General features: G+C 56.0%; 11 protein-coding genes and 1 pseudogene. 6 read left to right on the forward strand and 6 right to left on the reverse strand.

Annotated features, from left to right (window positions below):
• Positions 1-52: 52 nt before the first annotated feature.
• Both dps and rhtA read right to left on the reverse strand, forming a co-directional pair.
• Complete coding sequence (gene dps, locus ACKLKD_RS06785; protein WP_002895841.1) at positions 53-556, reverse strand: DNA starvation/stationary phase protection protein Dps; 504 nt, start codon at positions 554-556, stop codon at positions 53-55.
• A gap of 237 nt (positions 557-793) precedes the next feature.
• Positions 794-1,681, reverse strand: a complete 888-nt coding sequence (gene rhtA, locus ACKLKD_RS06790; protein WP_025713996.1) for a threonine/homoserine exporter RhtA — start codon at positions 1,679-1,681, stop codon at positions 794-796.
• Between the two features lie 351 nt (positions 1,682-2,032).
• On the opposite strand from rhtA, the gene ompX reads away from it, so the two are divergent.
• Positions 2,033-2,548 carry an outer membrane protein OmpX gene (gene ompX / locus ACKLKD_RS06795; protein WP_008805777.1) on the forward strand — a complete coding sequence of 172 codons (516 nt, stop codon included), beginning with the start codon at positions 2,033-2,035 and terminating at the stop codon, positions 2,546-2,548.
• Positions 2,549-2,638: 90 nt separating this feature from the next.
• Here ompX and ACKLKD_RS06800 read toward each other — a convergent pair whose 3' ends face one another.
• Together ACKLKD_RS06800 and mntS are read right to left on the reverse strand one after the other, a co-directional pair.
• Positions 2,639-4,219, reverse strand: coding sequence for a phosphoethanolamine transferase (locus ACKLKD_RS06800; RefSeq protein WP_080897588.1), 1,581 nt, complete (start codon positions 4,217-4,219; stop codon positions 2,639-2,641).
• A 268-nt stretch (positions 4,220-4,487) separates the two neighbouring features.
• A complete protein-coding gene (mntS, locus tag ACKLKD_RS06805; RefSeq protein WP_042929743.1) occupies positions 4,488-4,613 on the reverse strand; it encodes a manganase accumulation protein MntS in 126 nt (41 codons plus the stop codon).
• Between the two features lie 185 nt (positions 4,614-4,798).
• Here mntS and mntR point away from each other — a divergent pair, with 185 nt between their 5' ends.
• From mntR to ACKLKD_RS06825, 4 genes are all read left to right on the forward strand, one after another.
• On the forward strand, positions 4,799-5,272 hold the full coding sequence (gene mntR, locus ACKLKD_RS06810) for a manganese-binding transcriptional regulator MntR (RefSeq protein WP_025713998.1): 474 nt from the start codon (positions 4,799-4,801) through the stop codon (positions 5,270-5,272).
• Positions 5,269-6,381 carry an anion transporter gene (locus ACKLKD_RS06815; protein ID WP_080897587.1) on the forward strand — a complete coding sequence of 371 codons (1,113 nt, stop codon included), beginning with the start codon at positions 5,269-5,271 and terminating at the stop codon, positions 6,379-6,381. Before mntR ends, ACKLKD_RS06815 begins: the two co-directional genes overlap by 4 nt.
• Before the next feature lie 168 nt (positions 6,382-6,549).
• Positions 6,550-7,926 (forward strand): glycoside hydrolase family 1 protein, encoded by a 1,377-nt coding sequence (locus ACKLKD_RS06820; RefSeq protein WP_087805012.1) that lies wholly within the window; start codon positions 6,550-6,552, stop codon positions 7,924-7,926.
• A gap of 68 nt (positions 7,927-7,994) precedes the next feature.
• Entirely contained in the window at positions 7,995-8,711 is a 717-nt protein-coding gene (locus tag ACKLKD_RS06825) for a GntR family transcriptional regulator (protein ID WP_080897585.1), read from the forward strand.
• A gap of 124 nt (positions 8,712-8,835) precedes the next feature.
• Here the strand turns inward: ACKLKD_RS06825 and ldtB are convergent, their stop codons facing one another.
• Both ldtB and ACKLKD_RS06835 read right to left on the reverse strand, forming a co-directional pair.
• The gene (ldtB, locus tag ACKLKD_RS06830; RefSeq protein WP_025714147.1) at positions 8,836-9,750 is read right to left on the reverse strand and encodes a L,D-transpeptidase; all 915 of its coding nucleotides are present in this window, start codon (positions 9,748-9,750) and stop codon (positions 8,836-8,838) included.
• 198 nt (positions 9,751-9,948) lie between these two features.
• Positions 9,949-10,864: pseudogene (locus ACKLKD_RS06835) on the reverse strand (tyrosine-protein phosphatase).
• Positions 10,865-10,912: 48 nt separating this feature from the next.
• Between ACKLKD_RS06835 and ACKLKD_RS06840 the strand changes: the two are divergent.
• Complete coding sequence (locus ACKLKD_RS06840) at positions 10,913-12,505, forward strand: ABC-F family ATPase (RefSeq protein ID WP_025714150.1); 1,593 nt, start codon at positions 10,913-10,915, stop codon at positions 12,503-12,505.
• Positions 12,506-12,527 lie beyond the last annotated feature (22 nt).

A 12,527-nucleotide genomic window follows, 5' to 3' on the forward strand; every position in this document is an offset into this window, starting at 1 on the left:
GGTAGGAAAAGTAACAGGCGCCGCCGACCGCGAAGCAGCCGGCGGCAGAGCCTTATTCAATATTCGCTTCGATGAACCACAGGAATTTATCCAGATCGCGGGAGGCCGCGGTGAAAATATCTGCGGTATCTTCGTCTTTGGCTTCGTCGATCGCTTTGCGCACATCGTTCGCTACCACCGCATAGCGGTCAGCCAGTGCTTTCAGGTGATCCTGAACGTGATGGATGTCCAGCGGGTAGCTCTGCAGCGGCGTTTTGCTGTTAATGACCTGAGTGGTGCCCAGGGCGACGCCGCCCAGCTGTACGGCACGCTCGGCCATGGTGTCCAGATGTTCGGTCAGCGCGGTACGGAAGCCATCCAGCATTTCGTGCACGGCGATAAAGTTCGCACCGCGCATATTCCAGTGTGCCTGCTTGGTGATAAGAGACAGGTCAATGAACTGGATCACCTGGCGATTCAACAGCTCAATGGTCGCTTTCTTTTCGCTGTCAGCGACATCGTTGCGGGTATAGACCAGATTAGACGCTTTTGATTTAACCAGTTTTGCGGTACTCATCGTTTCATATCCTCTTGATATTGATGCTCGTCACATTTCAAATCGGAATGATGTGGAGCGTTGTCCCAGGTAACTTCGGGACTAAGTATAGCAAGGGATTTTAAGTATGCGGCATCGGCAGGCCATATCACTCTGATAGCGCAAAGCGGTTGGTTATTTAAAAAGAACTGAAGGATCAGACGGTTAATTGATAAAAACGGGCCCGCAGGCGCTGCGGGCTGCCGCCGTAACAGAATGTTAATTGATATCGACTTGCTCGATTTTACTTTGTCGCTGCATGGTCAGCGTGGCGCCCATTGAGGCGATGATAATCGCGCCCAGCGCCAGGGTCTGGGAGAGCTTCAGGGTTTCACCGAGAAAGACCATACCAGAGAGAGCGGCTAAGGCTGGCTCAAGGCTCATCAGCGTGCCGAAGGTGCGCGTCGGCAGGCGCGTCAGGGCCATCATCTCGAGAGAATAGGGCAGCGCGGTGGAGAGAATGGCGATCCCCAGCCCCAGCGGCAGCAGCGACCACTGCCACAGCGTATCGGTGGCCTGCGCCATGCCTAACGGCACAAACACCAGCGAGGCGATAAGCGACCCCATCGCCACCGTGGCTGGCCCATGCTCTTCACCAGCACGTTGCCCGGTCAGGATATAGACCGCCCAGCACGCGCCGGCGCCAAGGGCGAACAGCGCGCCGGTTAAATCAACCTGCGCCACGTTCTGCCCCAGCGGCAGGAGATACCACAATCCGAGGATAGCCAGCGCCACCCAGACGAAATCCAGCGGACGACGCGAACCGAACAGCGCCACCGCCAGCGGGCCGGTAAATTCCAGAGCTACCGCCACGCCGAGCGGAATGCGCTGCAGGGATAAATAAAAGAGGTAGTTCATCGCCCCGAGCGCCAGGCCGTACAGCAGCAGCGGCACGCGCTGCGCCGGTGAGAAACGTAGCCGCCATGGCTTGAATACCACCACCAGGATCAGCGTCCCGAGCGCCAGGCGCAGGGCGGTGACGCCCGGGGCACCGACCACCGGGAACAGCGATTTGGCGAGCGAGGCGCCGCTCTGAATTGAGGTCATCGCGACTAAAATCACAACTATCGGCAACCATGCCGCTGTTTTTCGGGATGGACCGGGCATCCTTTCTCCTGTCAGGTTTTGTCAAAAGTCGTAAAAGTTCCAGTGTACTGGAATTAGCGGGTAGCGGTTGAGCTAATGTTGAAAAAAACGGGGCTAAAAACAGTACAATGGCGAACATGGCTGAGAAATGCGCCCGTCGATTAGGATTAATCTGGATGCTTGCGAATTTCTTAATGAGCGTTAAGATGTAAGTTAACGACAAAAACTGTTGTTTTCCATATTGTTATAGAAATATGGAAACTTTTGGTTACATGAAAAAGTATGTTAGACAATGTAAACTCCAAAGAGTTTCCCAAAAATTTTTGATATATTTAAGGCTTAGGACTTATTAGAAACACATTTGAGGTGGTTATGAATAAAATTGCACGTCTTTCAGCACTGGCCGTTGTTCTGGCTGCATCCGTAGGTACCACTGCATTTGCTGCAACTTCTACCGTAACCGGCGGTTACGCGCAGAGCGACATGCAGGGTAAAGCGAACAAAGCTGGCGGTTTCAACCTGAAATACCGTTACGAGCAAGATAACAACCCGCTGGGTGTTATCGGTTCCTTCACCTACACCGAAAAGGATAACACCAGCAACGGTACTTACAACAAAGGTCAGTACTACGGCATCACCGCAGGTCCGGCTTACCGTCTGAACGACTGGGCAAGCATCTACGGCGTAGTGGGTGTTGGTTACGGTAAATTCCAGAACAACAACTTCCCGAACCAGAAATCCGATATGAGCGACTACGGTTTCTCTTACGGTGCTGGTCTGCAGTTCAACCCGATCGAAAACGTTGCCCTGGACTTCTCCTACGAGCAGTCTCGTATTCGTAACGTTGACGTCGGTACCTGGATTGCTGGCGTGGGTTACCGCTTCTAATCACTCCGGTGATATGAAAAATCCGCCTCTCGGGGCGGATTTTTTTTGCCTGCTGGCAGGCGGCCCGGCCGGTTGGCCGGGACTGAACGATTAGTTGACCGTGAACTCATCGGTGCCGAGGTGGGAATAATCGACCTTCTGCAGCTGGAAGTTGGTGATATACACCGGACCGGCCTTTTGCTCGGAGATAAACCGGTAGCGCGGGGCGATCTCTGCCGCCTGAATCCCGGTCCACTGGGAGAAGAAGCTGAGGAAATCATTCGCCGAACGCTGCGCCTTAATCACTTTATGCGCTTTGTCATCGCTGGAGAGCACCATAAACGGCACCTGGAAGTTCTGCTGGAACTTATCGTCATGCGCCAGATACTGCACCTCTTTTCCCCGCTCCTTGAACGCCAGGCCATGATCGGAAAAATAGGTCAGTGAAAAGGTATTGCCGGAGTTTTGCAACTGGCTATAGAGCTTAGCCAGCAGCGTGTCGGTCTGCGTCATGCTGTAGAGATAGCAGGAGGTCTCCTTTGACTGGACGAACACCGTGTATTTGCCTTTGGTGCGGTCGCAGGCCTGCGGATGAGAGCCCATCAGATGCAGGACAATCAGCTGCGGCTGGGTGCGCTGGGTGGAGAGCACCTGCTCGGTCAGCTTTAATAACTGCTCGTCCTGGGTATTTTTATTGGCTTCGAAATCGCCGTTTTTCAGGAACTGGACTTCATCCGCACGTTTGGCAATGCTGGCGATAGCGGTGTCGTACTCGCCAATCTGCCCCTGGTTGGAGAACCACCAGGTCTGGAAACCCGCGCGGTTAGCGAGGGTGACAAAGTTATCCTGAAACTGCGGTTTGCCGTCGACCACCCGGTTAAGCGTCAGGCCGAGTGATTTCTGCGTCGAGCCGCTGGCAGCGACATAGTTGTTAAACAGATACCCGTTCACCGAGCTGGCAAATGGCGTGTTGTCCCAGTGGCCACCGAAGGCGCCGAGGGCGTCGCGGCGCGCGCTTTCACCGATCACCACCACATAGAGATGGTACTTTGGCTTCACCGCCAGCACGTGCCAGCTGTCTTTCATGCCGGCCAGCTGCGCCATCCGCGCCTGTTCGTCCAGCACCTCGTTGTTATTTACCACCACGTCTTTGACAAAACGAAAGGCCGGATAACCGGTATCAATCACCTTGAACACGCCGCCCCAGGCGAGGTTTTGCACCGGCTGGAGAAAGAAGACCCCGAGAGTGAACAGCAGGCCCAGGGTTTCCATTTTTCCCCAGCGGGAGGGCGCGACGATCCTGCGGCGGACCGCAATGATACCCAGCGCGAAAATGAAGACCGCCAGCAGATAGTTGTACCACGGGAAGATGGTCAGAATTTCGGTGGACTCTTCCACGTTGGTGGCGTGAAGCGCCAGTAAGGTGTTGAAGTTAGGAGCGCCGTAGGCCTGGCCGAAGGGGTAGTACAGGGCTGCCAGCAGCGAATAGGCGCCGACCACCACTTTCTGGACGCGCGGAAAAGCGCGCCACAGAAGATGTAACACGCAGGTAAATGCCACGGTATAGAGCAGGCTAAATTCATAGCCCAGCGCCAGATTAATTAACAGCGATTGTAAAAAGTAGAATCCTGTCCATGGGTTCGGTGCCAGTCGGCGGGCAACCAGCGTATCTTTCAGGGTGGTGACATTCATAGTAAACAATCAAAAAGAGGCCATGCGCATCCCCTGGCGTCAAGGGGTAAAACCTGCTGGACAGTGCGTGAAGAGGGTCTCTGCGAGCCGCGAATGTGGCAGGGCTGTGCAAAGATAGGGCTTGTAAATGGTAAGGTCAACCAGACATAACAGATTGTTTTGCGAGGACGCTTACAAAACTTGAAAAAAGGTCAGGGAAACGGGGGGAACTGGCCATTTTACCGGCAGAAGATGACAGAAAAATGAAGCGGCGTACCGCGACGCCGCTTCAGGGATTGGGTTTGTCTTGCTGCGGTTTACCGTTGATCATCTCGCACAGCATACCGATCAGCATTAATCGTACTTTAAAGGGTGAATGGCTAAACACGTTTAAGCACCTCTTGAATTCGCTCATCTGCTCTCCTCCTGCCTGTTCACGCCGTCTATCCATGATGGCTGTTTGCATTACATACAGATATAGCACAGGCTATATTTTATAGCTATGGCTAAAACGTTAATTTTTTGTGCTCTTGCCGCAATCCATTACAATGTGGATCTTTTTATATGATGCTTGACGCGTCACACGAATGAGGAAGCACAATGAACCGTCGCGCAGGTAAGCCAATAACAAAAAAAGTGACGCAGTTAGTAAATGTTGAAGAGCACGTGGAGGGGTTCCGTCAGGTGCGGGAAGCGCATCGCCGCGAGCTGATCGATGACTATGTCGAGCTGATCTCCGATCTGATCAACGAAGTGGGGGAGGCGCGCCAGGTGGATATGGCGGCGCGTCTTGGCGTTTCGCAGCCCACGGTCGCCAAAATGCTCAAACGCCTGGCCAGCGTCGGTCTTATTGAACAGATCCCCTGGCGCGGGATCTTCTTAACCCCGGAGGGAGAGAAGCTGGCCCAGGAAAGCCGCGAGCGCCATCAGATTGTGGAAAACTTTCTGCTGGCGATTGGCGTCAGTCAGGAGATTGCCCGCCGCGATGCGGAAGGGATGGAGCATCACGTGAGCGAAGAGACGCTGGCGATGTTCCTGAAATTTACCCAAAAACAGGGATCCCAGGAAGTATGACTCTTCCCTTCGTCCAGTCGCTGTTGCGCGACCGGTTTTTACACCTGCTGCTGATTATCGCCTGCGTGCTCAGCGCCATCGTGCCGTTTGTTCCGGCAAGCTGGCCAGCGGCCATTGACTGGCATACCATCGTCACGCTCAGCGGTCTGATGCTGTTGACTAAGGGAATTGAATTAAGCGGCTATTTTGACGTGCTGGGGCGTAAAATGGCCCGCCGCTTTGTGACTGAGCGGCAGCTGGCCATCTTTATGGTGCTGGCGGCGGCGCTGCTGTCCACCTTTCTCACCAACGACGTCGCCCTGTTTATTGTGGTGCCGTTGACGCTGACGCTGAAAAAGTGGTGCGCCATCCCGGTGAACCGGCTGATTATTTTCGAAGCGCTGGCGGTGAACGCCGGGTCGCTGCTGACGCCGATCGGCAACCCGCAGAATATTTTGCTGTGGGGACGATCCGGCCTCTCTTTCCTCGGGTTTATCGGCCAGATGCTGCCGCTGGCGGCGGCGATGATGCTGACCCTGCTGGTGCTGTGCTGGTTCTGTTTCCCGGCGAAGCGGCTCAGCTACCAGAGCAGCGACAGAGCGCCGTCATGGCAGCCTAAGCTCGTCTGGAGCTGTCTGGGATTGTATGTGGTGTTCCTGACGGCGCTGGAGATGAATCAGGCCCTGTGGGGACTGGCACTGGTGCTGCTGGGCTTCCTGGTGCTGGCCCGGGCGGTGATCGTCCATGTCGACTGGTCACTGCTGCTGGTGTTTATGGTGATGTTTATTGACGTCCATCTGCTGACCCAGCTGCCGGCCCTGCACCAGGTGCTGAGCGGGGTAGGGACGCTCTCCGGCGGTGGACTGTGGCTGACCGCCATCGGCCTGTCGCAAGTGATCAGTAACGTGCCCTCGACCATTCTGCTGCTCAACTATGTTCCGCCGTCGATCCTGCTCGCCTGGGCGGTTAACGTGGGCGGCTTTGGCCTGCTGCCGGGTTCTTTGGCCAATATTATCGCCCTGCGCATGGCCGGCGATCGGCGCATCTGGTGGCGCTTCCATCTGTACTCCATCCCCATGCTGCTGTGGGCAGCGCTCACCGGCTACTGGCTCTTCAAACTCAGCGCCTGATCTCAGCAGCATTGTGCCCTCATCCACGTCGATCGCCAGGATCGCCCCCCGGGGCGATCTTTTTTTGTCCGGCTCACAGAAACCGATCCCGGACTTTGCTTACCTGTTCGCTTTTCTGTATATGACTAGTCATGAGTTTTAAATGACTAGTCATATACAGAGGTGAGTATGAAAAAGACGCTACCGGCAGATTTTTTATGGGGTAACTCCGTCTCCAGCATGCAGACGGAAGGCGCGTGGAACGAGGGCGGCAAGGGGATGTCGGTGTACGATATTCGTCAACCGGCGGAGTTCGCCTCGGACTGGAAGGTGGCGACTGACTCGTATCATCGCTTCCGCGAAGATTTCGATTTGATGCAGGATCTGGGCATGAACTGCTACCGCTTCCAGATCGCCTGGAGCCGGGTGTGCCCGGAGGGGGATGGGGAGTTTAATGAAGAAGGGATCGCCTTTTATCATCAGTTTATCGATGAGCTTATTGCCCGCGGCATCGAGCCGATGATCTGTCTGTACCATTTTGATATGCCGCTCTCCCTGGCGGAGCGCTACAACGGTTTTACCGACCGTCGGGTAATGGATGCCTTTATCCGCTATGGTCAGAAGATGATCGACTGTTACGGCGATAAGGTGAAGTACTGGCTGACCTTCAATGAACAGAATCTGTACCATTCGCCGGAAGCGTTTCTGATTTCCGGCTACCTGCAGGGAGAGAAAACCCTGCGCGAGCTGTATATGATCCAGCACCATGTCATGATGGCGCATGTCCATCTCACCCATTATCTGCATCAGGCGAAGCCGCAGTGTCTGATGGGTGGGATGCTGGCTCACGCGCTGGTCTATCCGGCCACCTGTAAGCCGCGGGATATTTTCTGCGCCCAGCAACTGGATGAGTTTTTAAACCAGAACCTGCTGCGAGCCTATGCCGGCGAGGGTTACAGCCCGGAGGTGATGCACGTTGTCGCCCGCGAGGGCTTTGACGATATCTATCGTCCGGAGGATCTTGCGCTGATGGCGACGGTGAAGGTCGATTATCTGGCGTTCAGCTATTACGCCAGCCGCACACTGAATAGCGACGTCATCCCGCCGGGAACTGCGGTCAATAATTATATGTTATTTGGTAACCAGGATAACCCGTTCCTGAAAGCGACGGAATGGAACTGGCAGATTGATCCGCTGGGTTTCCGGGCGATCATTACTCGCTACTATAACGACTGGCGCCTGCCGGTGTTCCCGATTGAAAACGGCATCGGGGTGATCGAATCCTGGGACGGTGAACATCCCATTGCCGATGATTACCGCATCGCCTACCATCGCGACCATATCAACGCCATGAAAGCGGCCATCTTTGAGGATGGGGCGCAGGTGATTGGCTATCTCGGCTGGGGATTAATCGATATCCTGAGCTCACAGGGCGATATGCGTAAGCGCTACGGCGTGGTGTACGTCAATCGTGAGAACCATGACCTCAAGGACCTGCGGCGGGTGCCGAAGAAGAGCTATGCGTGGCTGAAGCAGGTGATCCACAGCAACGGCGAAACGATGTAACGGTGTCCTGGCGGTCAGATGGTGTATTCTGCCCGCCAGCCACTCACTGAATGGATAAGGACCGGGGAATGACGGCGAAGTATCAGCAAATCGCGCGGGAAATAAAAAAACGTATCATCAGCCAGCAGTATCCTGCCAGCGCGCCGCTACCCGACCAGTTTGCGCTGGCGGCAGAGTTCAGCACCAGCCGGATGACCATCCAGCAGGCGATGCGCCAGTTAATCGTCGAAGGGCTGATCTATACCCGTAAAGGGCAGGGCACCTTTGTGCGGAAAAATTTCCTTCAGCTGTCGCAGTGGGAGCTGCCCGGCAGCGACTATTTTGGCGCCACCAAAACCTGGGAGCATCTTGGCGAGGTACAAAGCGAAGTGGTGCGCTTTGCGGTGCGCTTTCCCAGCGACAAGGAGCAAAGCTCGCTGCTGATCGACGCCGATGCCCCGGTGTATGACTTTGTCCGCCTGCGGCTGCTCAACTGCGAGCCAGTATCGCTGGACCTGACGGTTATGCCGGTGGGGCTGGTGCCAGGGTTAACCAAAAACCATCTGGAAGGGTCGGTGTTTCGCTACCTGCAGGAGACGCTGGGGCTGAAGCTGATGGGCTCTTACCGTGTGGTACGGGCGATGAAACCGGACGAGCTGGACAGGCAGCATCTTCACTGCGAGCCGACCGATCCGGTGCTGGAGGTGGAGCAGGTTATCTATCTCGAAGACGGCACGCCGCTGGAGTATGCCCACTGTCACTACCGCTACGATCACGGCGGGATTATTCTCGTTAATAACGGTTAATGTGAGACCCCCGGCTGGCGCTGCGCGTAGCGGGGCTGCGATGTGGCACGGTTTAGTCGTCCGGGAAAACACAGATAAAAAAACGGCGGGCATCAGGCCCGCCGTTTTTCTCGTCATGCAGAACTTAGTTCAGACGCACCGGCATACCGGAGCGGTTCTGAATAGCCTGCTCAACCACGTTCTGATCGACATCAGACTGGCTGGTGATCGCCTGTACCGGCTGAGTCAGAGTGATCGGCACAATCTCGCCGCCCTGGAACTGCGCTTCGGTGGTCGACAGCGGGTTGTGAACTTCAATATAACGGCTGCCATCCGGCTCGGTGGTGGCTTTTACCGGTTCATCGATAAACTGCACGCGGGTGCCGACCGGCACGTTCTCAAACAGGAATTTGATGTCATCGTTGCGCAGACGCACGCAGCCGTGGCTTACGCGCAGGCCGATACCGAAGTTAGCGTTGGTGCCGTGGATGGCGTACAGACGGCCGATATACAGCGCGTACAGGCCCATCGGGTTATCCGGGCCGGCCGGTACGACGGCTGGCAGCGGGTTGCCGGCAGCGGCGTATTCAGCATGCATCTTGGCGGTCGGCGTCCAGGTCGGGCCGGCTTTCTTACGTTCGACTTTGGTGGTCCAGTTGATCGGCGTATCTTTGCCTAACTGACCGATCCCGATCGGCAGAACGATGACGGTGTTGGTGCCTTTCGGGTAGTAGTACAGACGCATTTCTGCGCTGTTGATGACAATCCCTTCATGCACGGTATCCGGCAGGATCAGCTGCTGAGGAATGTTCAGTACGCTACCGCCTTTCGGCAGATAGGTGTCCACCCCCGGGTTGGCTTCCAGCATGTTGGAAAGCCCCATCTGATATTTCGCCGCGAAGTATTCCAGCGGCTGCTTGTTATCATCCGGAATGGTGATGACCTGGTTCTGACCAACCAAACGGCTGCCATCGGTTGGCAAAGGATAGGTGACAGCAGACGCTGTATTGCAAAAGCCTACGATGGCGAAGGCTGCCGCTAAGAGTGTAGATAATTTCATAGTCTTTAATGTCGTGTGCGAAATCAACGCCACACAGGCCTTTGTTAAATGATTCAGACAGTAGATGGGAGCGCATTATATGTGCATTCCGCTGAACAGGTAAATCAGATGTGTACGAAATCACATTTTTTTCCCTGTCGTCCCTGCTGCCGCGTCCCGGCGGGCGACACCAGCGCCCCCTCGGGGTAGAAAAAAACGCTATTCTTCCAGCAGCCGGGTCTGCAGATCGGCGCGAACCGGAGCGGTGAGCTGATACTCTTTCGCCAGCCAGGCGTCGACGGTGCCATAGCGCTGGTGGATGGCCGACAGCGCGGCGGCGAGATAGGACTCTTTCACCGTCAGGATATCCGCCAGACTCTGGCGCCCCTGGGCGGTCAGGTCGTTGCCCAGCCTTTCCAGCATCCACTCCTCCACCGGCGTTAACATGCCGTGGGTAAGCAGGTACTCCTCCATCACCGTTTCGCTGTCGCAGCCGACGGCGAACAGGGTTAACGCGCAGCCGACGCCGGTGCGATCTTTGCCGACCGCGCAATGTTGCAGTAAGGCGCCGTCAAAAGGGGTGGTAAGCCACGCGGCGAGCTGGCGATAGGCCGGGTTGTTAAACGGCAGCTGGCGATAGAGTTGCAGCATGAACTGTTCACCGTTCAGCGCGTTAAGGGTGGCGGCATTCAGCTCGGTAACCTTCGCGTTGACCTCGCTGACGGGCGGATTGGCCGGCGCGTTGAGATAGTGGGTAAGCGGGCTCAGTTTGTCCGGGGTGCGCTGCACTTCGCCGGGGTCGCGATAGTCGAGCACCCGGCTGAGCGGCAGGGTATCCAGGTGGTTGAGATCCTCTGCGGTCAACCGGTTTAGCGCGCCGGAGCGCAGCAGCTTGCCGCTGCGTACACGGCGTCCGTCGGCGGCACGCTGGCCACCCAGGTCGCGAAAATTAATACCGCCCTGCAGGGATAAAAAGGCCGGATGTCGCGGTAGGCTGGTGGTCATGGGGCTCCTCATAATGACGTACAGAATAACCGTTTGAGCGCGGGTTTCCGCCTCATCTGACAAAGACCTTAGCACAAGCGCCGCGGCGGAATTTACCGCAGGCCGTGAAAAGTGTGTCATTTGCTGGCATAATGTCTGCTGTATCACACCCCTCATACTCTTTTTTCAGGATATCCCCGTGCTAGTATCCAGCAACGTTACCATGCAGTTTGGCAGTAAGCCGCTGTTCGAAAATATCTCCGTTAAATTTGGCGGCGGCAACCGTTATGGTCTGATCGGCGCCAACGGCAGCGGTAAATCGACCTTTATGAAGATCCTCGGCGGCGATCTCGAACCGACGCTGGGCAACGTTTCTCTCGATCCGAACGAGCGTATCGGTAAGCTGCGTCAGGATCAGTTCGCCTTTGAAGCGTTCACCGTGCTGGATACGGTCATCATGGGCCACGGCGAGCTGTGGGAAGTGAAGCAGGAGCGCGATCGCATCTACGCCCTGGCGGAGATGAGCGAAGAAGATGGCTACAAAGTGGCCGATCTGGAAGTCAAATATGGCGAAATGGACGGCTACTCCGCAGAAGCGCGCGCGGGCGAACTGCTGCTCGGCGTCGGCATTCCGGTTGAACAGCATTACGGCCCGATGAGCGAAGTCGCGCCGGGCTGGAAACTGCGTGTTCTGCTGGCGCAGGCGCTGTTCTCCAATCCGGACATCCTGCTGCTTGATGAACCAACCAACAACCTGGACATCGACACCATTCGCTGGCTGGAACAGACGCTGAACGATCGCGACAGCACCATGATCATCATTTCGCATGACCGTCACTTCCTGAACATGGTCTGCACCCATATGGCGGACCTTGACTACGGCGAGCTGCGCGTCTATCCGGGCAACTACGACGAATACATGACCGCGGCCACCCAGGCGCGGGAGCGTCTGCTGGCGGATAACGCCAAGAAAAAAGCGCAGATTGCGGACCTGCAGTCCTTTGTTAGCCGCTTCAGCGCCAACGCTTCTAAATCACGTCAGGCGACCTCGCGCGCGCGTCAGATTGACAAAATCAAGCTGGAAGAGGTCAAAGCCTCCAGCCGTCAGAACCCGTTTATCCGTTTCGAGCAGGACAAGAAACTGTTCCGTAATGCGCTGGAAGTGGAAGCCCTTACCAAAGGCTTTGATGAAGGTCCGTTGTTCAAAAACGTCAACCTGCTGCTGGAGGTGGGCGAGAAGATTGCCATTCTGGGCGCCAACGGCGTGGGTAAATCCACCATGCTGAAAACCCTGGTAGGCGAACTGCAGCCGGACAACGGCAGCGTGAAATGGTCTGAAAACGCGCAAATCGGCTACTACGCGCAGGACCATGAGTACGAGTTCGAAAACGACCTGACGGTCTTCGAGTGGATGAGTCAGTGGAAGCAGGAAAGCGACGACGAGCAGGCCGTGCGCAGCATCCTCGGCCGTCTGTTGTTTAGCCAGGACGATATTAAAAAGCCGGCTAAGGTCCTCTCCGGTGGCGAGAAAGGGCGCATGCTGTTCGGTAAGCTGATGATGCAGAAGCCAAACATCCTGGTGATGGACGAACCGACCAACCACCTGGATATGGAATCCATTGAATCGCTGAACATGGCGCTGGAGATGTATCAGGGCACCCTGATCTTCGTCTCCCATGACCGTGAGTTCGTGAGTTCTCTGGCCACCCGCGTCCTGGAGATCACCCCGGAACGCGTGATCGACTTCAGCGGCAACTACGAAGATTACCTGCGCAGCAAAGGTATTGAGTAATCCCTGTCCGTTACCCGGGTGG

The organism is Klebsiella sp. 10982, from assembly GCF_048589245.1.
GTDB lineage: Bacteria > Pseudomonadota > Gammaproteobacteria > Enterobacterales > Enterobacteriaceae > Klebsiella > Klebsiella quasivariicola.